This window comes from Micromonospora sp. SCSIO 07396 (genome assembly GCF_053667945.1).
In genome coordinates this window covers 514,798-536,997 of record NZ_CM132210.1, presented here as the reverse complement: position 1 = coordinate 536,997, position 22,200 = coordinate 514,798, and the positions used below count along the sequence as shown (strand labels likewise).

The 22,200-nt window shown below is 73.2% G+C and carries 16 protein-coding genes; 9 read left to right on the top strand and 7 right to left on the bottom strand.

Going from position 1 to position 22,200, the window contains the following annotated elements; all coding sequences use genetic code 11:
- Positions 1 to 235 precede the first annotated feature (235 nt).
- From ACWCHM_RS02435 to ACWCHM_RS02415, 5 genes are all read left to right on the top strand, one after another.
- Positions 236 to 1,576 carry an ABC transporter substrate-binding protein gene (locus ACWCHM_RS02435; RefSeq protein ID WP_281894785.1) on the top strand — a complete coding sequence of 447 codons (1,341 nt, stop codon included), beginning with the start codon at positions 236 to 238 and terminating at the stop codon, positions 1,574 to 1,576.
- Between the two features lie 76 nt (positions 1,577 to 1,652).
- The gene (locus tag ACWCHM_RS02430) at positions 1,653 to 2,702 is read left to right on the top strand and encodes a carbohydrate ABC transporter permease (RefSeq protein ID WP_281894782.1); all 1,050 of its coding nucleotides are present in this window, start codon (positions 1,653 to 1,655) and stop codon (positions 2,700 to 2,702) included.
- 1 nt (position 2,703) lies between these two features.
- Entirely contained in the window at positions 2,704 to 3,669 is a 966-nt protein-coding gene (locus ACWCHM_RS02425) for a carbohydrate ABC transporter permease (RefSeq protein ID WP_454221393.1), read from the top strand.
- Between the two features lie 69 nt (positions 3,670 to 3,738).
- Positions 3,739 to 4,833, top strand: a complete 1,095-nt coding sequence (locus ACWCHM_RS02420) for a LacI family DNA-binding transcriptional regulator (protein WP_204958049.1) — start codon at positions 3,739 to 3,741, stop codon at positions 4,831 to 4,833.
- Between the two features lie 47 nt (positions 4,834 to 4,880).
- Entirely contained in the window at positions 4,881 to 6,554 is a 1,674-nt protein-coding gene (locus tag ACWCHM_RS02415; protein ID WP_454222998.1) for a glycoside hydrolase family 13 protein, read from the top strand.
- A gap of 694 nt (positions 6,555 to 7,248) precedes the next feature.
- Here ACWCHM_RS02415 and ACWCHM_RS02410 read toward each other — a convergent pair.
- The 3 genes from ACWCHM_RS02410 to xylA form a co-directional block, all read right to left on the bottom strand.
- Positions 7,249 to 8,661: an MFS transporter gene (locus tag ACWCHM_RS02410; protein WP_454221392.1), complete on the bottom strand. Its 1,413-nt coding sequence runs from the start codon at positions 8,659 to 8,661 to the stop codon at positions 7,249 to 7,251.
- 136 nt (positions 8,662 to 8,797) lie between these two features.
- The gene (gene xylB, locus ACWCHM_RS02405) at positions 8,798 to 10,279 is read right to left on the bottom strand and encodes a xylulokinase (protein ID WP_454221391.1); all 1,482 of its coding nucleotides are present in this window, start codon (positions 10,277 to 10,279) and stop codon (positions 8,798 to 8,800) included.
- A gap of 11 nt (positions 10,280 to 10,290) precedes the next feature.
- The gene (xylA, locus tag ACWCHM_RS02400) at positions 10,291 to 11,478 is read right to left on the bottom strand and encodes a xylose isomerase (RefSeq protein ID WP_454221390.1); all 1,188 of its coding nucleotides are present in this window, start codon (positions 11,476 to 11,478) and stop codon (positions 10,291 to 10,293) included.
- A gap of 73 nt (positions 11,479 to 11,551) precedes the next feature.
- On the opposite strand from xylA, the gene ACWCHM_RS02395 reads away from it, so the two are divergent.
- The 3 genes from ACWCHM_RS02395 (at position 11,552) to ACWCHM_RS02385 (ending at position 15,659) form a co-directional block, all read left to right on the top strand.
- Positions 11,552 to 12,814, top strand: coding sequence for an ROK family protein (locus ACWCHM_RS02395; RefSeq protein WP_454221389.1), 1,263 nt, complete (start codon positions 11,552 to 11,554; stop codon positions 12,812 to 12,814).
- Positions 12,815 to 12,942: 128 nt separating this feature from the next.
- A complete protein-coding gene (locus tag ACWCHM_RS02390) occupies positions 12,943 to 14,619 on the top strand; it encodes a SpoIIE family protein phosphatase (protein WP_454221388.1) in 1,677 nt (558 codons plus the stop codon).
- Positions 14,616 to 15,659, top strand: coding sequence for a cobalamin B12-binding domain-containing protein (locus ACWCHM_RS02385; protein ID WP_281894765.1), 1,044 nt, complete (start codon positions 14,616 to 14,618; stop codon positions 15,657 to 15,659). Before ACWCHM_RS02390 ends, ACWCHM_RS02385 begins: the two co-directional genes overlap by 4 nt.
- A gap of 11 nt (positions 15,660 to 15,670) precedes the next feature.
- Here the strand turns inward: ACWCHM_RS02385 and ACWCHM_RS02380 are convergent, their stop codons facing one another.
- Positions 15,671 to 16,180 (bottom strand): MarR family winged helix-turn-helix transcriptional regulator, encoded by a 510-nt coding sequence (locus tag ACWCHM_RS02380; RefSeq protein ID WP_204958223.1) that lies wholly within the window; start codon positions 16,178 to 16,180, stop codon positions 15,671 to 15,673.
- Between the two features lie 94 nt (positions 16,181 to 16,274).
- Between ACWCHM_RS02380 and ACWCHM_RS02375 the strand changes: the two genes are divergently transcribed.
- Positions 16,275 to 17,408 (top strand): PP2C family protein-serine/threonine phosphatase, encoded by a 1,134-nt coding sequence (locus tag ACWCHM_RS02375; RefSeq protein ID WP_454221387.1) that lies wholly within the window; start codon positions 16,275 to 16,277, stop codon positions 17,406 to 17,408.
- Between the two features lie 39 nt (positions 17,409 to 17,447).
- Here ACWCHM_RS02375 and ACWCHM_RS02370 read toward each other — a convergent pair whose 3' ends face one another.
- The 3 genes from ACWCHM_RS02370 to ACWCHM_RS02360 form a co-directional block, all read right to left on the bottom strand.
- Positions 17,448 to 18,935, bottom strand: coding sequence for a sugar transferase (locus ACWCHM_RS02370; protein WP_204958041.1), 1,488 nt, complete (start codon positions 18,933 to 18,935; stop codon positions 17,448 to 17,450).
- 219 nt (positions 18,936 to 19,154) lie between these two features.
- Positions 19,155 to 20,897, bottom strand: coding sequence for a VWA domain-containing protein (locus tag ACWCHM_RS02365; protein WP_454221386.1), 1,743 nt, complete (start codon positions 20,895 to 20,897; stop codon positions 19,155 to 19,157).
- Between the two features lie 165 nt (positions 20,898 to 21,062).
- Entirely contained in the window at positions 21,063 to 22,157 is a 1,095-nt protein-coding gene (locus ACWCHM_RS02360; protein WP_454221385.1) for a lactonase family protein, read from the bottom strand.
- Between the last annotated feature and the right edge of the window lie 43 nt (positions 22,158 to 22,200).

The window sequence follows — 22,200 nt, the reverse complement described above, 5'->3', positions numbered from 1 at the left end:
AGAGTGGCAGATATCGCCATCGATGGGAAGCCGCACCGACCCCTGTCCACCCCTACTCGGTGACCACAGGTGGGAGCGCACCCACCCGCGGTGAGCGGGTTTCGGGATTGTTACCGGGCCGTGTCCGCCAGGGGGTGGACCGATCGGGATGCAAGCGCTTACATGTGGGGACGACTCATCGGACCGGCGTCGGGTTCCCCCACCTGTGGGCGCGCCGGCAAGGAAGGAGAACGGCATGGCGTTTGCCAGATCACGCCAGGCTCTCGCGATCGCCGGCGTGCTGGGGCTGGCGCTCGGCGCCGCCGCCTGTGGCACCGGCGACGACAAGAAGAGCAGCAACGCGGGTTCGGCCGAATGCGCCGCATACGAGAAGTACGGCGACCTCGACGGCAAGAAGGTCACCGCCTACTCGTCGATCCGGGACCTCGAGGCCGACCGGCTGGCCCAGTCCTGGAAGCAGTTCGAGGACTGCACCGGCATCGAGATCGACCACGAGGGCTCCGGCGAGTTCGAGGCCCAGCTCCCCGTCCGGGTGCAGGGCGGCAACGCGCCCGACCTGGCCTTCATCCCGCAGCCGGGCCTGGTCAAGCGGTTCGTCGACGGCGGCAACCTCAAGCCCGTCTCCGCCGCCACCAAGACCGAGGCCGAGGCGAACTTCTCCCCCGACTGGCTGAAGTACACCACCATCAACGGCCAGTTCTACGGCGCCCCGCTGGGCTCGAACGTCAAGTCGTTCGTCTGGTACTCGCCGAAGACCTTCAAGGAGAAGGGCTGGGCCGTCCCCACCAGCTGGGACGAGCTGATCAAGCTCTCCGACACGATCGCGGCCAGCGGCACCAAGCCGTGGTGCGCCGGCATCGAGTCCGGTGACGCCACCGGCTGGCCGGCCACCGACTGGATCGAGGACGTGCTGCTGCGTACGGCCGGGCCCGAGGTCTACGACCAGTGGACCACCCACGGCATCCCGTTCAACAGCCCGCAGGTCGCCGACGCGCTCAACCGGGCCGGCACCATCCTCAAGAACGACAAGTACGTCAACGGCGGCTTCGGCGGCGTGAAGAGCATCGCCACCACCTCCTTCCAGGAGGCCGGCGTGCCGATCACCACCGGCAAGTGCGCCCTGCACCGGCAGGCGTCCTTCTACGCCAACCAGTGGCCCGAGGGCACCAAGGTGGCCGAGGACGGCGACGTGTTCGCGTTCTACTTCCCGTCGATCGACCCGGCCAAGGGCAAGCCGGTGCTGGGTGGCGGCGAGTTCGTCGCGGCCTTCACCGACCGTCCCGAGGTCCAGGCGGTGCAGACCTACCTCGCCTCCGGCGAGTACGCCAACAGCCGCGCCAAGATCGGTGACTGGGTGTCGGCGAACAAGAAGCTCGACCTGGCCAACGTCCCGAACCCGGTGGACAAGCTCTCCGTGGGCATCCTCCAGGACCCGAAGACCGTCTTCCGCTTCGACGGCTCCGACCTGATGCCGGCCGCAGTCGGCAACGGCACCTTCTGGAAGGGCATGGTCGACTGGATCAACGGCAAGGACACCACCACGGTGCTGAACGGCATCGAGAACAGCTGGAAGTGATCTGAGACGGGTGGCCCGGTCCGCACGGTGCGGACCGGGCCACCCGTCGGATACGAACCCTTGAGAGGGAGGGTCGATGGAGTTCGACTTCGCTGAGGAACAGCCGAAGTTCCTCATGCTGATGTACGGGCTGATCGCTTTCGTCGCGGTGGTGGGCGGTCTGCTCCTGCTCCTCGACGTGGTGCCGGCCTGGTTCGCCCGCCGTCGGGAGGCGCAACTGGTCGCCGCCGCGACCGGTGGCGGTCCCCTGCCCCGCCGACGCAAGCCGAGGGAGGGCCTGTTCGCGCTCTTCTTCCTGCTGCCGACGGTGCTGCTGCTCTCCGTCGGGCTGGTGGTGCCGGCGCTGCGCACCGTGCTGCTCTCCTTCATGGACGCCGGCAGCGACAACTGGGTGGGGCTGCGCAACTACGGCTGGATGTTCTCCGAGGACTCGATCGTCCGGGTGCTGCTCAACACCCTGATCTGGGTGCTCCTGGTGCCGCTGGTGGCCACCACGTTCGGCCTGCTCTACGCCGTGATGGTGGACAAGGCCCGGTTCGAGTCCATCGCCAAGTCACTGATCTTCCTGCCGATGGCGATCTCGTTCGTCGGGGCCAGCATCATCTGGAAGTTCGTCTACGCCTACCGCAGCGAGGAGCAGGACCAGATCGGCCTGCTCAACCAGATCGTGGTCAGCCTCGGCGGCGAACCCCGGCAGTGGCTGCTCGACTCACCGCTGAACACCTTCCTGCTCATCGTGATCATGGTGTGGATCCAGGCCGGTTTCGCCATGGTCGTGCTCTCCGCCGCGATCAAGGCGATCCCGGCGGACATCGTCGAGGCGGCCCGCCTCGACGGGGTCAGCCCGTGGCAGATGTTCTGGCAGATCACCATGCCGAGCATCCGGCCCGCGCTGATCGTGGTCGTGGTGACCCTGTCGATCGCCACGCTGAAGGTCTTCGACATCGTCCGGACCGCCACCAACGGCAACTACGACACCAGCGTGATCGCCAACGAGATGTACAACCAGGCGTTCCGGTACGGCGAGAACGGGCAGGGCTCCGCCCTGGCGGTCTTCCTCTTCATCCTGGTGATCCCGATCGTGATCTACCAGATCCGCAACCTGCGTCAACAGCGGGAGGGCTGAGATGACCACCGCCACGCCCACCGTCGGAGCCGGGCCCCAGGCCACCGGGAAGCCGACGAGCACCGCCGGCCGGGTCCGTAGCCGGCTCAACACCCGTACGGCCACCCTGGTCTCGATCGTCATCGCGCTGCTCTGGACGATCCCGACGTTCGGCCTGTTCGTCTCCTCGTTCCGGCCCGAGGCCGAGATCAAGTCCACCGGGTGGTGGACCTTCTTCACCGACCCGCAGTTCACCCTGGAGAACTACCAGGACGTCCTGTTCGGCTCCTCCTCGTCGTCGGGGCAGCTGGCCAGCTACTTCATCAACTCGCTGGCCATCACCATCCCGTCGGTGCTCTTCCCGATGGCGTTCGCCTCGCTCGCCGCGTACGCGCTGGCCTGGATCAACTTCCGGGGACGGGACTGGCTCTACATCGCGATCTTCGCGATGCAGATCGTGCCGTTGCAGATGGCCCTGGTGCCGCTGCTGAAGTTCTTCTCCACCGGGGTCACCGTGGCCGGCATCCAGCTGCTGCCGGCCTGGGACCTGGTGGATGAGCAGAAGTTCGCCCAGGTGTGGTTCGCGCACACCTGCTTCGCCCTGCCCTTCGCGGTGTTCCTGCTGCACAACTTCATCTCGCAGCTCCCCCGGGACCTGATGGAGGCGGCCCGGGTCGACGGGGCCACCCACCCCAAGATCTTCCGCACCATCGTGCTGCCACTGATCACCCCGGCGCTGGCGGCGTTCGGCATCTTCCAGTTCCTCTGGGTCTGGAACGACCTGCTGGTCGCGCTGATCTTCGCCGGTGGCGGCAACGAGACCGCCCCGCTCACCGTGCGCCTGGCCGAGATGGCCGGCACCCGGGGCAACGAGTGGCAGCGGCTCACCGCCGGCGCGTTCGTCTCGATCGTCGTACCGCTGGTCGTGTTCCTGTCCCTGCAGCGCTTCTTCGTGCGCGGCCTGCTCGCCGGGAGCGTCAAGGGTTGACGGCCGTCCGTCGCCGCCCGGTGCTGCCGGGCGGCGACGGGGGCCGGCGCGGAGCGGGGGAACGACAGCGTGACGAGGATCGACGACGTGGCCCGGCTGGCCGGGGTCTCCACGGCCACGGTCTCCCGGGCGTTGCGCGGCCTGCCGACGGTGTCGGCCGCGACCCGCCGCCGGGTGCTCGCCGCCGCCGAACAGCTCCAGTACGCGGTCTCGCCGAGCGCCTCCCGGCTGGCCGGTGGCCGCACCGGCACGGTCGCCGTGGTGGTGCCCCGGATCACCAGATGGTTTTTCGGCACCGTCGTCGAGGCGGTCGAGGAGTTCCTCCACCACGCCGGCTACGATCTGCTGCTCTACAACCTCGGCGGGCGCGAGCAGGTGCGGCAACGGGTGCTGCGCACCGCCAACCTGCACAAGCGGGTGGACGCGATCATGCTGGTCGCCACCCCGCTGCGCCCGGCCGACCTGACCGCCCTGGCCGAGCTGGACCTGCCCGGCATCACGATCAGCTCCGGCAGCACCGTCCCCGGCTGGCCCTGCGTGCGGATCGACGACGTGGCCGCGGCCCGGACCGCCACCCGGCACCTGCTCGACCTGGGCCACCGGCGGATCGCCCACATCTCCGGCGACCCCGACGACGAGTTGGCCTTCACCACCCACACCGACCGTCGCCGGGGCTACCAGGAGGCGCTGCGCCGCGCCGGGCTGCGCCCCGACCCCCGGCTGGACATGGAGTCGCAGTTCACCATCGACGGCGGCAACCAGGCCACCGTCGAGCTGCTGGCCCGGGGCGAACCACCGACGGCGATCTTCGCCGCCTGCGACGAGATCGCGATGGGCGCGATGACCGCGCTGCGCGACGCCGGGCTGCGGGTCCCGCAGGACGTCAGCGTGATCGGCGTGGACGACCACGACCTGTCCGCCGTGCTCGGGTTGACCACCATCGCCCAACCCGCCGCCGAGCAGGGCCGGCTCGCCGCCCGGATGCTGCTCGACCCGCTGGGCGCCGCCGCCGCCGAATTGGGCGGTGTCGTCGCCGAGCCGGACGCCGACCGGGTGCCCGCACCGCGCGCGACCCGTGTGCACGGGCCCACGCCACGCCCGCCGGTGATCCTGCCCACTCGCCTGGTGGTACGGGAATCGACCGGCCCGCCCCGGGCAAACTGAACGGATTCGACCGCACGGCTCGACCGGCTCGACACAGGGAGAAGGCTCTGAACACCGACGCGAGGCAGCAGGAACAGTCCGTGGGCGTGGCACCCGGATGGTGGACCGAGGCCGTCATCTACCAGATCTATCCGCGTTCCTTCGCCGACTCCGACGGTGACGGCATCGGCGACCTGCCCGGCATCACCGCCCGGCTCGGGCACCTGGCCGAGTTGGGTGTCGACGCCGTCTGGCTGTCGCCGTTCTACCCGTCGCCGCAGGCCGACGCGGGCTACGACGTCGCCGACTACCGCGACGTCGACCCCCTGTTCGGCAGCCTGGCCGACGCCGACAGGTTGATCGCCGAGGCCCGCGCGAAGGGACTGAAGGTCATCGTCGACCTGGTCCCCAACCACACCTCGTCGGCGCACCGGTGGTTCCGGGCCGCCGTCGCCGCCGCCCCCGGCAGCCCCGAGCGGGCCCGGTACATCTTCCGCGACGGTCTCGGCCCGGACGGTGCAGAGCCGCCCAACGACTGGCAGAGCGTCTTCGGCGGCCCCGCCTGGACCCGGCTCGTCGAGCCCGACGGCCGGCCCGGCCAGTGGTACCTGCACCTGTTCGACACCGCCCAGCCGGACCTCAACTGGGACAACCCGGAGATCCGCGCCGAGTTCGTCGACGTGCTCCGGTTCTGGCTGGACCGGGGCGTCGACGGCTTCCGGGTGGACGTGGCGCACGGCCTGATCAAGCAGGCCGACCTGGCCAACTGGGAGGAGCCGCAGGAGATCCTCTCCGGCAACGAGGCCGACAAGCCGCGCCCGCCGATGTGGGACCAGGACGGCGTGCACGAGGTCTACCGGCAGTGGCGGCAGGTGCTCGACTCCTACGACGGCGACCGGATCCTCGTCGCCGAGGCGTGGGTCGAGCCGGCCGAACGGATCGCCCGCTACGTCCGCCCCGACGAGATGCACCAGGCGTTCAACTTCGAGTACCTGCTCGCGGCCTGGACGGCCCCCGCCCAGTACGCGGTGATCACCCGCTCGTTGGAGGCCACCGACGCCGTCGGCGCCCCCACCACCTGGGTGTTGTCCAACCACGACGTGATCCGGCACGCCTCCCGGATGGGGCTGTCCGCCAAGGGCGGCCGGCCCAACGGCATCGGCATCGGCGACCCCCAGCCGGACGCCGCGCTGGGCCTGCGCCGGGCCAGGGCGGCCACCCTGCTGATGCTGGCCCTGCCCGGCTCCGCCTACCTCTACCAGGGCGAGGAACTGGGGCTGCCGGAGCACACCACGCTGCCCGACGAGTCCCGCCAGGACCCGACCTGGGAGCGCAGCGGCCACACCCAGCGTGGTCGGGACGGCTGCCGGGTGCCGATCCCGTGGGAGGCCGACGCCCCCTCCTACGGCTTCGGCCCGACCGACGCCAGCTGGCTACCGCAGCCACCGCTGTGGGCCGAGTACGCCCTGGACCGGCAGCAGGGGGTGTCCGGCTCGACGTACGAGACGTACCGGACCGCGTTGCGGCTGCGTCGCGAGTACGCCCTGGGCCGGGGGACGCTGGAGTGGCTCTCCTCCGGCGACGAGGTGCTCAGTTTCCGCAACGGCGGGCTGACCGTGGTGACCAACTTCGGTACGGCGGCCGTGCCGCCGCCGGCCGGGGAGCTGCTGCACAGCAGCGCGCCGCTGGACGCCGACGGTCGGGTCCCCACCGACGTGACCGTCTGGGTCCGTCACTCCTGACCCCACCCCACCGCCCCCCGGCCCCGGCCCCGGTGCCCAGCCGGTCCGGGCCCGGGGCGCGGACCGGGCCCGGAGTGCGGACCGGGCCGGTTGGGGTGGCCCGGGCCGGTGGGGGTGGCCCAGCGCGCAGTGCCACGGCGCGGATGCCGGGGAAGGGTGCCGGGGAAGGGTGCCGGGGCTGGCGGCCGGTCCCGGAGGCGGACGGCACCTTGGTAGTGCTGTTCGCATCCTTTAGAGCTGATGCCGTCAACGATTCAGAGGTGGAAGTCGCCGAAGCTGGCGGGGCCCGCCCCCACGAGTGGCGCGCCTCACGAATAGCCCGCCCCCACGAATGGCGCGCGCCCACGAATGGCGCGCGCCCACGAATGGCCCGCCCCACGAGTGGCGCGCGCGCCCCACGAATGGCGCGGCCCACGAATGGCGCCCGCCCGACCCGGCGCGGCCGGCGACCCGTATCCCCCGGGGCCGTTCAGCCGTGCGGGATCCTGCCCCGGCGGTGATTCGTTGTTGTCATCAGCTCGAAAGGACCCGACTGAGGTATCCCCATCCCGACAGGCGATGGGCGATCTCGTAGCGCCGGGCGATCCCGTGGCACCAGGCGATCCCGTCACGCCGGACGATCCCGTCACGCCGGACGGGGCGGCGCACGGGGTTGTGCACCGAACCAGCCCGATGCGGTGCCTGGGCCAACAGCTCACTGGCGGTCGGCGCGGTCGTGCAGCAGGTCACCCACGGCGGCGATGTCGCCGGGCGACGTGCGGGAGGCCAGCCAGTACATCAGCCCGGTGGGGATGAAGAAGAGCTGGAACGCGGCCAGTCCGACGGCGTAGTTCAGCGGCGGCGGGAACGCCGCCCGCAGCGCGTGGAAGGCCGCGCCGACCAGCCCGTTGCCGGCGGCCCGGCCGACCCCGTTGACCAGGTTGCCCAGGCTGTAGACGGTGCCCCGGTGCTCCGGCGGGTTGACGTCGGCGATCAGGGCGAACCAGTTCGGCGAGTTCGCCGAGGTCAACGCCAACGCGACGACGGCGGTGAGCAGGCTCAGCCCGACCGTCGGCTCGGTCACCACGCTGGCCAGCACCGCACCCACCACCGCGCCGGTGCCGCCGCCGTCGGGCACGTCGATCCGGATCGGCACGAAGAACAACACCAGGTAGAACGGCAGCGCCGCGAGGATGCCGACCGCCGCAACCAGCGCCCGTCCCCGGGGGGTACGCCGTTGCAGCGCGTCCCCGGCCAGCCCGCCGACGATGGAGAACACCCCGCCGAGCTGGAACAGGGTGGCGAAGACGCTGCCCACCACGACCGCCGTCGCCGTCGAGTAGCCCTGCCCCTGCGCCCGCTCGGCGAACAGCACCGGCAGCCACACCAGCGAACCGAACGCCGCCTGCGCGGTGAGGCCCTGCAGGATCAGCCACCTGTTGGTCCGCCGCCCCAGGATGCGCGGCAGGTCGGAGCGGGTGATCCGGTAGTCGTACCCGACGCCGGCCTCGATCGCCCCGGCCAGTTCCGGTTCGCTCTGCCCGCGCCGGATGTCGTAGGTCAGCAGGTAGGCCACCGTGGCCGCCAGGCCGACCACGGTGAGCAGCAGGAACGGGCGTCGCCAGTCGGCCGCGCCGAGCAGCCCGCCGGTGAGCGTGCCGGCCAGGGTGCCGACCCCCTGGGACAGCCCCCAGAAGCTCATCACCAGGCCCCGGCGGCGCGGAGAGATCAGGTCGGTCACCACGGAATACCCGACCGAGCCGACCGCGCCCAACCCGACCGCAGCCACCAGTTGCGCGGCGAGGAACGTCGGGAAGCCGGTGGCGAACGCGCTGCCACCGGTGCCGGCGGCCCAGACCAGCGTGCCGACCATCAGCAGCGGCTTGCGGTTGGTCCGGTCGCCGACGTACGCCCAGGCCACCGCCGCGACCGCGCTGACCAGGAAGCTCACCGCCGTGACCAGGCCGAGCATCCGCTGCGGCACGCCCAGCGCCCCGGAGATCGGCCCGTACAGCGGGGGCACCAGGCCGATCGCCACGTTGTCCAGCGAGGCGAGCACCACGAACACCACGACGCTGTAGAGGCGGTGCGCCGCGTTCCCGCGCCGGGGCATCCTGCTGCCGGTCATGTCCGGCAGCCAACCAGGTACGCCTCCCGGCCCGACGGGCACCCCCGCCGGACCGTCCCGCCGGGGCGGAACCGGGCGTCGGCCGGTGACCGGCCCCCGTGCGCCGGTCACCGGCCGACGTCGCCGGTCAGGTGGGTCACTCCCCGGGCACGGCCACCCGGTCCAGGGTGTGGTCGCGGGCCTGCGCGTACCGCTCACGGATGGCGGGGACGGGCTCCGCCGCGTACTCCTCGGTGTCCTTCGGTGCCCAGGTGGGCGGCGTCGCGCCGCCCAGGGCGACCCAGGCGGCCTGGCGGGCCGCACCGTCGGCGACGTACTCCCCCGGCGGGGGCACCACCACGGGACGACCGAAGACCTGCGGCGCGATCCGGCGGACCGCCGCCGAGCGGGCCCCGCCGCCGACCAGGATCACCCGCTCGACCGTCGCGCCCTGGGCGACCAGCGCGTCGAGGCCGTCGGCCAGCGCGCAGAGCATCCCCTCCACCGCCGCCCGGGCCAGGTGCGCCGGGGTGGCGGTACGCAGGGTGAGGCCGTGCACCGAGCCGGTGGCGGTGGGCCGGTCCGGGGTCCGCTCCCCCTCCAGGTAGGGCACCATGACCAGGCCGTCGGCCCCGGGCGGGGCGCTCAACGCCAGCTCGGACAGCGTGTCGAGGTCGACGCCGAGCAGCGTCGCCGCCGAGTCGAGCACCCGGGCCGCGTTGAGCGTGCAGACCAGTGGCAGGAACCGGCCGGTCGCGTCGGCGAACCCGGCCACAGCGCCACCGGCGTCGGCGGCCGGCGTGTCCGCCACCGCGAAGACCGTGCCCGAGGTGCCGATCGACACGACCACGTCGCCCGGACCGGCGCCGACGCCCAACGCGGCGGCGGCATTGTCCCCGGTGCCGGGGCCGAGCAGGATCTCCCCGGTGCCGGGCACGACGTCCCCGCCCGGAACCGCCTGGCCGCCCGCCAGCACGACCGGGTCGAGTACGCCGGCCCGCTCGGCCGGACCGAGCACCGTGGGCACCTCGACGACCCGACCGAACGCCTTCTCCAGCAGGTCGGGACGGTACTGCCCGGTCACCGGCGACCAGTAGCCGGTGCCGCTGGCGTCACCCCGGTCGGTACGCAGCGCCGTCAGGTCGGGAGCACCCGCCAACCGCCAGGTCAGCCAGTCGTGCGGCAGGCAGACGGCGGCGACCCGGGCGGCGTGCTCCGGCTCGTGCCGGGCCAGCCAGCGCAGCTTGGTGGCGGTGAAGCTGGCCACCGGGACCAGCCCCACCGCGTCGGCCCAGAACCGGCGGCCGGTTTCCCCGCCGCCGGCCTCGGCGATCAGCTCCCGGGCCGCGTCGGCGGACCGGGTGTCGTTCCACAGCAGCGCCGGCCGGACGACCTCGCCCGCCTCGTCGAGGCAGACCATGCCGTGCTGCTGACCGGCGACCGACACGGCCGCCACGTCGGCCAGCCCGCCGGCCGCCTCGACGGCGGCCAGCAGGGCATCCCACCAGGCCCGTGGGTCGACCTCGGTGCCGTCCGGGTGCGGCGCGCGGCCCTCACGGACCAGCGCGCCGGTCTCCGCGTCCCGGATCACCACCTTGCAGGACTGGGTGGACGAGTCCACCCCGGCGACGAGCGGCATGCCGGGCCGCCTCAGCGCGCGCCGAGCAGGTGCTCGACGGCGAGCTGGTTGAGCCGGACGAAGCCGAAGCCCTTCGCGGCCGTCGCGTCCACGTCGAACTCCTCGAACGCGGACCGGTCGGCGAGCAACCCGGCGTAGCCCTCACCGTCGCCCAGCGTCGGGCTGCCCAGCTCGCCGACCTTGCTGGCGGCGAGCGCCTCGACCACCTCCGGGTCGGCCCGGAACGCCGCCGCCCGCTCCTTGAGCAGCAGGTAGGTCGCCATGTTGGCCTCGGCCGACGCCCACACCCCGGAGATGTCCTCGGTGCGGGAGGGCTTGTAGTCGAAGTGCCGCGGGCCGTCGTACGCCGGACCACCGTTGGGGCCGCCGTTCTCCAGCAGGTCGACCAGGGCGAACGCGTTCATCAAGTCGCCGTGGCCGAAGACCAGGTCCTGGTCGTACTTGATGCCGCGCTGGCCGTTGAGGTCGAGGTGGAACAGCTTGCCCTGCCAGAGCGCCTGGGCGATGCCGTGGGCGTAGTTGAGGCCGGCCATCTGCTCGTGCCCGACCTCCGGGTTCAGGCCGACCATCTCGGGCCGCTCCAGCTCGGAGATGAACGCCAGCGCGTGCCCGACGGTGGGGAGCAGGATGTCGCCGCGCGGCTCGTTCGGCTTGGGCTCGATGGCGAACCGCAGGTCGTAGCCCTGGTCCACGACGTACTGGCAGAGCACGTCGACGGCCTCGCGGTAGCGGTCCAGCGCGGCCCGGATGTCCTTGGCCACGTCGTACTCGGAGCCCTCCCGGCCGCCCCACATGACGAAGGTCTTGGCACCCAGGTCGGCGGCGAGGTCGACGTTGCGCAGCACCTTGCGCAGCGCGTAGCGGCGCACGTCGCGGTCGTTGCTGGTGAAGCCGCCGTCCTTGAACACCGGGTGGGTGAACAGGTTGGTGGTGACCATCGGCACGACCAGGCCGGTCTCGTCGAGGGCCTTGCGGAACCGGGCGAGCTGGGCCTCCCGGGCGGTGTTGTCGGCGCCGAACGGGATCAGGTCGTCGTCGTGGAACGTGATGCCGTACGCGCCCAGCTCGGCGAGCCGGTGCACCGCCTCGACGGCGTCCAGCTCGGGGCGGGTGGCGTCGCCGAACGGGTCACGGGCCTGCCAGCCCACCGTCCAGAGCCCGAAGGAGAACTTGTCGGCGGGAGTGGGATGGGGTGCCATGGCAGACCTCCGGTGAGGATGATGATGGTGGCGGTGGGTGGATGACCCGCAATTTGTTCAGTGGTTGAATTAAATGGCCGTGCTGTGGCACTGTCAAGGGGTGACCGAGACCCGGACCGCGGGCGCGGTCCGCCAGGGAAGCCTGCGCGAACTCAACCTCGCCGTGGTGCTGCGGCGGATCGCCGACACCGCCCGGCCGCCGTCGCGGGCCGAGATCGCCGCCGACACCGGCCTGACCCGGGCCACCGTGTCGGCGGTCGTCGACGACCTGATCGCCGGCCGGCTGGTCACCGAGGCCGACCCCGCGCCCCGGACCGGCGCCGGCCGGCCCGCCCGGGGGCTGCTGCTCGGCGACACCGGCCCGGCCGGGCTCGGCCTGGAGGTCAACGTCGACTACCTCGCCGCCTGCGTGGTCGACCTCACCGGCGCGGTCCGGCACCACGAGGTACGCCGGATCGACCTGCGCCCGCTCTCCCCCGCCGACGCGCTCACCGACCTGGTCGCCCTGGCCCGACGGGCCCGCGCCGCCGCCGACGCCGCCGGCCTCGGCCTGGCCGGGGCGGCCCTGGCCGTGCCGGGGCTGGTCGACGCGCGTGGCCTGGTCCGGCTCGCCCCCAACCTGGGCTGGCGGGACGTCGACGTGCCGGCCCTGCTCGCCGGCCACCCCGACCTCACCGACCCGGTCGACGGGGTGCCGCCACTGGTGGTGGAGAACGAGGCGAACCTCGCCGCGCTCGGCGAACTGCACGCCCGTCCCGGCGGCCCACAGAGCTTCCTGCACGTCTCCGGCGAGATCGGCATCGGTGCCGGGATCGTGCTCGACGGGGCGCTGTTCCGGGGTTCCCGGGGCTGGAGCGGCGAGCTGGGTCACGTACCCGTCGATCCGGGTGGCCCCACCTGCCGCTGCGGGGCGCGCGGCTGCCTGGAGACGTACGCCGGGCAGGAGGCCGTGCTAGTCGCGGCCGGGCTGGCCGGGGTGGACCTGCCGGCCGACACCGCCGCCCGCCGGCTGGCCGACCTGGCCGGCTCCGGCGACCCGGCCGCGCTCGACGCGCTGCACGCCGCCGGCACCGCGCTCGGGGTGGCCGTCTCCGGGGTGGTGAACCTGCTCGACCTGGACACCGTGGTGCTCGGCGGCGGATACGCGACCCTCGCGCCGTGGCTGTGCCCGCCGGTGCTGGCCGAACTCGACGCCCGGGTGCTCACCAGCGGATGGTCCCCGGTGACGGTCCGCCCGGCGGCGCTCGGGGCCGAGTCCGCCGCCGTCGGCGGGGCCGGCGCGGTGGTCCGGCGGATCATCGCGCGACCGTCCGGCTGGCTCTCCCGCCCGGGCTGACCCGGCTTCCTCGCTGGCCGATCGTCGGCCCACCTCGGTACGCTTTCCCTCAGGCAACGATCCCCTACCGAGGAGAGCACTACCAGCATGCGCAGAGGTCGACAGACCGACGCGCCCGGCGACCGGCGGTGACGAAGACCCACCGGGACGGGCACGCCGGCCCGGTGAGCGGAGGCGGACAGGTGTCCCGCGCGCCGGCCCACCCGTCGCCGGACGGCCCGCTGCCGGCCGACCCGCAGCTCGCCCGGGAACTGCTCGACGGGCTCGCCGAGGCGGTGGTCACCACCGACCGGGCCGGGCGGGTCACCCTGGTCAACGCGATGGCCGGGCAGCTCCTGCCCGAGCTGACCCCCGGCACCGACCTGGCCGGGGGCACCGTGCCGGCGCTGGCCCGCGCGGTCACCGGCGACGCCGCGACGTTCGACGCCGAGCACCGGGGACGCCGGCTGCGCGGGGTCTGCCGCCCCCTGGCCGGCGGGGGCTGCGCCTGGTACGTGCGCGACGTCACCGACGAACACGCCCGCACCGACGCGTTGCTCGCCGAGCGGTCCCGCACCGCGTTCCTGGCCCGGGCCGGCAGCCGGCTCGGGCTCTCGTTGCACCGCGAGCAGACCCTGCGCAGCACCGTCACCCTGCCCGTGCCCTACCTGGCCGACGCGGCGCTGGTCGTGCACCGGCCCCCGCAGCCCGGCGAGGACGTCCCGCACTGGCTGCGCTACGCCGACGGCGACCCCGGCCCGGTCGGTGGGGTCGCCGACCCGGAGCTGACCGGCGCGGTCCCCGGGCTCGTCGAGGCGCTCAGCGGCGCGACCACCGACCCCAGCCCCTGGCTCGACGCCGAACTGGCCGACCTGGACGCCGTGCTGCCGCCGGAGTTCGGCCGCCCCGGCACCGTGCTGATCAGCCCGATGCCCAGCGCCGGCGGGCCAGCCGGCGCGCTGGTCCTGGTCCGCCGGGTCGGCCGGCCCGGCTTCGACCAGCGCGACATCGAGCTGGCCCGGGAGTTCGCCGCCCGGGCCGGGTCCGCGGTCGCCGCCGCCGAACTCTACGGCGAGCAGGCCCACCTGGCGCGGGTGCTCCAGCACAGCCTCCTCCCGCCGGAACTGCCCCCGGTGCCCGGCGTCACCCTCGCCGGCGGTTACCGCTCCGCCGGGGACAGCCTGCGCATCGGCGGCGACTTCTACGAGGTCTTCCCCACCGCCACCGGGGCCCTGTTCGCCCTCGGCGACGTCTGCGGCAAGGGGGTCGGCGCGGCCGTGCTCACCGGCCGGGTACGCCAGTCGCTGCAGACCCTGCGGCTCGTCGAACAGCGTCCCCGGGAACTCGTCGCCCTGCTCAACCGGGCGTTGTTCGACTCCCCCGACGCCGCCCGGCGCAGCCAGTTCACCACCCTGCTGCTGGGCAGCACCGAACCGGGGGCCGACGGCGGGCTGCGGGTCCGCATCGCCGGCGGCGGGCACCCGTCCCCGCTGGTGGTACGCGCCGACGGCAGCATCGTCGAGGCCCGGGTGGGCGGGATGCCGATCGGCGCGTTCGCCTCGGCCACGTTCGTCGAGGTGGAGGTACGCCTCGCCCCGGGTGAGCTGCTGCTGGCGTACACCGACGGGGTGACCGAGGCGCGCGGCGGCGCGGCGGCCGTCGAGATGTTCGGCGAGCAACGGCTGCGGCAGGCGCTCGCCACGGTGGCCGGCCTGCCGCCCGCCGCCGTGGTCGACTGGCTGCTCCAACTCGTCGACGAATGGCTGGACGGGGAGAGCCACGACGACATAGCGATGCTGGCCGTCCGCGCGGCGGACCCGGCGTGAGCCGACCGGACGGGCCGGCCGCCACGGACCCGGGCCCGCCGGCCGGGCCGGCAGTGGTGGGGCCGGAGGTCGTCGCGGCGTACCTCGACTGTCTGGACCGGGCCGACCTGCCCGCCGCCACCGCGATCGCGACCGGCCTGCTGGACGCCGGCTCGTCGGTGGCCGACGTGCTGGTGGACCTGGTCGCCGCGACCCAGCGCGAGGTGGGGCTGCGCTGGCTGACCGGCCGGTGGAGCGTCGCCCAGGAGCACGCGGCCACCCACGTCAGCGAGCGGGTGGTCGAGGCGGTCGCCGCCCGCAGCGGCCCGACGGGGGCCCGCGGACACGTGGTGATGGCCTGCGTCGAGGGCGAGTGGCACGCGCTGGCCGCCCGGATCGTCGTCGAGGTGGTCCGGGCCGCCGGTTGGCGGGTCACCTTCCTCGGCGCGAGCGTGCCGGTCCGGCACCTGGTCTCCTACCTGCACCAGACCGGCCCGGACGCGGTGCTGCTCAGCTGCGTGCAGCCGAGCCGGTTGATCCGGGCGGGGCGCATGATCGAGGCGTGCCGGGCGGCCGGGGTGCCGGTGGTGGCCGGTGGCCCGGGTTTCGGCCCGGACGGCCGCTGGGCCGCCGCCGTCGGTGCCGCCGCCTGGGGGGCGACCGCCCGGGACGCGGCCCGGCTGCTGGCCGGCCCGCTGAGCCCGACGCCGACCACCGGTCCCGTCCCGGCGGCCGGCACCGACGAGTACGTCGCGGTGCTGCGTCGCCGCCGTGACCTGGTGCAGCTCGTGCTCCGCGAGGTGGCCCCGGAGCCCGACCGGGTCGAGGAGGTCGCCGGCGCGGTCGCCCAGCTGGTCGACGCGCTGGCCGCGGCGATCCGGATCGGCGACCCGGGGCTGCTCGTCGAGTTCGTCCGCTGGCAGACGGAGGTGCCCGACGCCCGGGACGGCGTCCCGCTGCTGGACACCATGCTCCGGGTGTGCGCCGCCGCGCTGACCGAGCACCGGCACGCCGGGGACTACCTGCGTCAGGCCCGGACCCTGCTGACCACGCCCCGGTGACCGCCTGCGGATCAGGCCGAACGGGCCGCCGGGGCGCCGTTGCCCGGCCGGGCGCGGATCGGTGGGGGCGGTGCGGACGGTAACTCGACCACCGGTCCGCCCTCCCCCTCCCGGGCCCGCGCCACCCGGTCGAACTCCACCAGGCCGCGCAGCAGCGCCCCCCGGCCCTCGCCGCTCATCCCGGCCAACACGGCGTCGAGCCGCTGCCGGCGGTCCCGGCGCAGCTCGGCCAGGAGCCGGCTCGCCTCCGGGGTCAGGTGCAGGGCGATCTCCCGCCGGTCCGACCGGCCCGGCTCCCGCTCCAGCATGCCGGCGGCGACCAGCCGGTCACAGAGCCGGCTCGCCGAGGAGAGCAGCATGTTGAGCAGGGTGGCGAGCCGGCGCAGGTTGATCCCGTCGTGCCGTTCGACCACCATGACGGCACGTAACTGCGCGCTGGACAGCCGGCTGGTGGTACTTTCCCGGGCCGCCTCCCACACGGAGAGCAGGGCCCCTGTCGCGGCGTCCAGCTCGGCGGCCATACTCACGTCTGGTCCGTCAGGACCACTTTCTTCGGCCATGGTGGGCCCGAGACTACCCCCCGTACCAGGGGATCTGCGCTGTCAGGAGGCGTGCATGAGCAGCGGACCCGAATGCCGGGCCCGACGGGTGCTGACCGAGTCACCCGCGGACCTGCTGCTGGAACGGCTCGCCGACGAGTTGGGGCGGTCCTACCGGATCACCGACGTGGCGCTGTTCCAGGTCGACTACCGGCTGTCGGTGCTGCTGCCGCTGGGTGGCGGCGACCCGCTGACCGGGCCCGGCCACCCGGCCTGGCGCTGCTACGACCACCAGCAGCCGGTGCTCGCCGACGGGGCCGGCTGGTTCCCCGTCGGCATGCGGGGTGAGCGGCGCGGGGTGCTGCGGTTGACCCCGGTGCCCGACGACCGGACGGCGGTCGAGGAGCTGACCCGCATCGCCACCGCCCTGGGGCACGAGTTGGCCGCGGTCACCGCCGGCACCGACGTCTACCGGGCCTCGCGCCGGGCCCGGCGGCTCACCCTCGCCGCCGAGATGCAGTGGGAACTGCTGCCGGGGCGCAGCCGGGACCGGCCCTCGTTCCGCCTCGCCGGCCAGCTCGAACCGGCGTACGCGGTGCGCGGGGACAGTTTCGACTGGTCCGACGACGGCACCCGGCTGTGGCTGTCGGCCATCAACGGCACCGGTGAGGGGGTGGCCGCCTCGATGCTCACCGCGCTGGCCACCCACGCGTTGCGCAACGCGCGCCGGGGCGGGCTGGCCCTCGCCGACCAGGTCGCCCTCGCCGACCAGGCGGTCTACGCCCTGCACCGGGGCGAGCAGCACCTGTCCGCCCTGGTGATGGAGCTGGACCTGGCCACCGGGGTGCTGACGGCGGTGGACGCCGGGTCGCCCCGGCTGGTGCTGCTGCGCGACGGCGAGGTCAACGAACAGGCGCTCGACAAGCAGTTCCCGCTGGGCATGTTCGAGGGCACCGACTACCAGCACCAGAGCTTCGAGCTGCGCCGGGGCGACCGGCTGTTCGTGCTCAGCGACGGCGTGATCGACGCGACCGGGCAGCACGTCCGGTACGGCGAGACGGCGCTGGACCGGTTCCTGCGGCGTACCGGGCCGATGACGCCGCTGGACGCGGTCCGCTCGCTCATCGGTGACCTGCGCGCCTTCGTCGCCGGTGACCTGGTCGACGACGCGGTGGTGGTCTGCCTGGACTGGACCGGTCCGCAGGAGTGAGACCGGCGGGCCCGGCGCGTGCGACGCCGGGCCCGGCGGTCAGTACGCGCCGCGCCCGCGCAGCACCGCGCCGAAGGTCTTCCACAGGATGGTCAGGTCGGCGGCGAGCGACCAGTTCTCCACGTAGTAGAGGTCCAGCCGGATGCCGTCCTCCCAGCTGAGGTCGGACCGGCCGCTGACCTGCCAGAGTCCGGTCATGCCCGGCTTGACCAGCAGGCGGCGGGCCACGTCACCGTCGTAGCGGGCCACCTCGGACGGCAACGGCGGGCGGGGGCCGACCAGGCTCATCTGGCCGAGCAGCACGTTGACCAGCTGGGGCAGTTCGTCGAGGGACCACTTGCGCAGCAGCCGCCCGATCCGGGTGACCCGCGGGTCGTCGCGCATCTTGAACATCAGCCCGTTGGTCTCGTTGCGGGCGACCAGCTCGGCCAGCAGCGCGTCGGCGTTGACCACCATGGTGCGGAACTTCAGCACCCCGAACTCCCGGCCGCCCTGCCCGACCCGGGTCTGCCGGAACAGCACCGGACCCCGGCTGTCCAGCTTGACGGCCAGCGCGATCAGCGCCACCAGGGGCAGCAGCAGCGCCAGCGCCACCGCGGCGGCGGACCGGTCGACGAACTCCTTGACCAGCTTGCGGGCCCCCCGGAACTCCGGTGCCTCGACGTGGATCAGTGGCAGGCCGGCCACCGGCCGGGTGTGGATGCGGGGGCCGGCGACGTCGGTGAGGGCGGGGGCGACGACCAGGTCGATCCCGGTGCCCTCCAGCTGCCAGCCCAGCCGACGCAGCCGGGTCGCGGTCAGCTCGCCGGACGCGGTGACCGCGACGGTGTCCGCGCCGATCGCGGCGGCGGCCTCCGGGATGCCGCGCAGGGAACCCACCACCGGTACGTCGCTGAGCCGCTGCGGCACCGGGGCGAGCAGCGCGTCGGGGATGCACGCGCCGACCACGTGGTAGCCGGCGTACGGCTCCCGGCGCAGGGTGTGCACCAGTTCCAGCACGTGCGCGGTGTCCCCGACGACGAGGACCCGCCGGGACCAGCCGTCGCCCCGGCAGCGGGCCCGGTGCAGTGCCTTACGGGCGGCGAACCGGGTGGCCACCAGCCCGATCGTGCCGACGGCGAAGGAGATGCCGAGGAAGCCCCGGGAGACCCCGACGTCGAAGATGTAACCGGCGATCGCGACCCCACCGGCCAGGCGCAGACTCGCCCCGCTGACCCGCCGGTACTCGTCCGCGCCGTAGCCGAGCACCCGGTCGTCGTAGCAGCGCAGCGCCTTGAGTGAAACCAACCAGACCAGCACCAGGGCCGGTGCCACCACCACGTACGGGATCTCCGAGCCGCGCGGCACGGCATCGCCGAAGCGGGTGGCGTAGCCGGCGAGGACCGCCAGCGACAGCACGGCGGTGTCCAGCACCACCAGGGTGCGGACGTAGCTTCGCTGGTTGGCCTGGGAACGAGTACCCGCCGATCGGCGACCGGGCGCCGACGGCGGGGTACGGACGGGCGTGGACAGTGTCGCCGAGGTCACCCAACCTCCCCCACATCACACTTGTCGGCTCCGAGCCTGAATGCTCACCTCTGGAGGGGTCCGCCGGCCGGAGCGCTCCCGACATCCTGCCCCACAATGATGCTCACCTATTGCTTCGGACGCATTACTGTCAGTTTTCTTTCGCCGCCGGAGCGGGGAAATCCCACCATGGCACCAATTCTCACCGGATGCAGTGACCCATGTGCACTGTGCGAGGGATCAGCGCGGTGCGTTCGGGCGCAACGCGATGGCCTTCAGGAAGATGTCACCGATCTTGGACGGGTCCTCGGTGACGAAGGCGCCGCCACCGGTGACGTTGGTGATCGACTGGAGTTCGGTCTTGGAGACCTCGCTGCCGATGCCGATGATGACCACCTGCACCGGACGCTCCGGGTCGTTGAGCTGCTTGAGCCGGCTGATCAGCGCGGTCTGCGAGATGCCGTTCTTGTCCTCGTTCTTACCGTCGGTGAACAGCACCACCGAATTGACCCGGCCGGGTTCCCAACCGTCCTGGACCGTCTTGTACGCCGCCAGCATGGTGTCGTACAGACCGGTGTCGCCGCTGGACGGGCGGATACCGGCGAGCCCCTGCTCCAGCTTTCCCCGGTTGCCGGACAGCGGGCTGATCGGCTCGATCTCCCGCCAGTCCCGCGAGCCGACCAGTTCGGTGGAGAACGTCCACAGCCCGATCGACCAGGAGTCGTCGAAGAGGTTCAGGCCCCGGCTGGCCGCCGCCACGGTCACCTGCTCCCGGCTGGCGTTGTTGGCCGACGGGACGGCGGCCTTCATCGAGCCGGAGACGTCGATGACGCAGAGCATCCGCCCGGACTGGGTGGCGATCGACCAACCGGAGACCGCCCGGTCTATGGCCACCGGGTCCAGGCCACCGGCGGCGGTCCCCCCGGACGGGGGCACGGCCGTACCGCCGCCGGCCGGGCTCGGCGCACCCTGCGGCGCCTTGAAACCGTCGCCCCAGTTGCCGTCCGGGGCCCGCAGCGACTGCACGGCCAGCCGGTTCTTGAAGCTCTGCGTAGTGAGCAGTTCGAAGAGCACCTTCGCGGCCGACGCCTTGGCCTGGTCGATGCCGGGGAGCACCGCGTACGGGTAATCCAGCGGCATCGGCGACGGCTCCAGGTAGAGCGCGGCCAGCGGGATCGGCGGCTTGGTGTTGTTGTAGGCGATGACGTCCTCCTCCGACAGCGCGGCGGCACCGAGCGCGCTGGCGATGGAGGTCGGGTCGTTGGAACGCGGGAACCGGGCCAGCAGGTCCTGCCGCAGCGCCGAGCGGCCGGTGGCCAGCGCCCGCAGCGCGGCCGTGGTCGCCTGCTGGGCGTCGCCGCCCCCGCCGCTGGCCGCGGCGGTCAGGGAGAGCAGGCCGGAGAGCCCGGCGGCGTCCTGGGTCGGCTCGACGATGCCGGCCCGTAGCGGCTTGTCCCCGCGTACGGCGCGCAGCATGTCGTTCCAGGTGAGCTTCTTCTCCGGCCAGCCGAACTTGGTGCTGGCCACCGGCTGCGGCATGGCCACCACGACGGGGCTGCGGGCGATCGACGCGCCGTTGCCGGGGGCGAACGCGGTAGCGCCGCCACTCTTGAGGCGCAGCAGCCAGGTCGACGAGTCCGGAATCCACACGTCGGGCGTGACCGCGGTACCGCTGGCCTGCCCCACCCCGGCGAGGCTGGCCCCGTGCTTGCTGGCCACCGCGGCGGCCACCTCCACCGGTTCGGAGGCCGTGACGTTCACCTTGATGCAGGTGCCACCGACCGCCGCTCCGTCCGTCGTCCACTGGGCCGCCGCCGCCTCGACGGCCGGCGCGACCTCGGGCGCGGCGGCCACGGCGAGCTGGATCCCCCCCGAGCAGGACGGTCCGGCCAACTGCTGGTAACCGACCCAGGAGCCACCGACCACGACGACGAGCGCGGCGGCCGCCGCGGCGGCGCCGGCTCCACGGATACTTGAACGCATGCGATGGCGGCCAGACACGCTGACCATCTTGCGTATCTCGTGCGCTTACTGCCACAACCGTTCGGACGAAAGTTACGCAGGAGAAACAGTTGATCACTATTTCGGCACTCTGAGTAACCAAATCATCTCGTGACGTGGCACCGATCCACCCCGGACGGACGTACGTCAGGGCAGTACGCAGGTCGGACTCCCGGTGGCCACAGGCTCACCCGCCGGCGACGGCACGCCCGACTCGGGGTCGACCCAAAACACCCGGATCATGTCGGCCCGCTCGTCGGCGACGTACAGGTGCCGGCCGGCGAACGCGAAGTGCCGGGGCCACTCCCCGCCGGTGTCGACCTCGTCGACCAGCCGGGGCAACTCCCCGTCGAGGGCGAAGACCGCCACCGTGCCGACCCCCCGGTTGCCCAGGTAGAGGAACCGGCCGTCCGGGCCGACCGTGATCTCCGACGGCTGGACGTGACCGGCCCGCCCACTGGCGTCCACCCGGCCCCGCTGGTGCAGCGCCCCGTCGGCGGTCAGCTGGTAGGCGGTCACCGTCGCGTCCAGCTCACCGGCGAGCCAGCAGCGCCGCCCGTCGGGGTGCCGGGCCAGGTGCCGGGGACCGGTGCCCGCCACCGTGTGCACCCGGGGGGCGCGCGGGGTCAGCCGGCCGGTGGCGGCGTCCAGGTCGTACCGGTAGACCGAGTCGGTGCCCAGGTCCACGGCGAGCAGCGGGCCGACGCCGGGATCGGGCGACACCATGTGGCAGTGCGCCCGCTCCTGCCGCTGCGGGTCCGGGCCGTGCCCCTGGTGGACCACCAGGTCGGTACGCTCCCCGGGCACCCCCTGCCCGTCCAGCGGCAGGACGGCGACGCTGCCCCCGCCGTAGTTGGCCACGAAGAGGTGCCCGCCGTCCGGGGCGACCGCCAGGTGGGCCGGCTCGGCACCGCCTGTCGACCGGACCCCCAGCGGGGTCAGCCCGCCGTCGGGATCGACCGCGAACGCGCTCACCTGCCCCTCGGGCAGCTCGTTGACCGCGTAGAGCACCGGCCGGGACGGATGCCGCACGAGGAAGGACGGCGCCGGCGTCACCGCCACCGTGCCGAGCGGGGTCAACTCCCCCGACTCGGGGTCCCGCCGGGCGGCGACGATGCCCTCGCCCCGCCCACCCGTGTCCGCCGTGTAACCGCCGATGTGGACGATCGTCCCCGTCACCGGACCACCCCTCTGCCGAATCCCGCCGTCGCTCCCAGGCTTCCCGCAATCACCCGCCGGCATCCCTGGTTTCCCGGGTTTTCCTCGGGCTGGCAGGGGTTCGGGC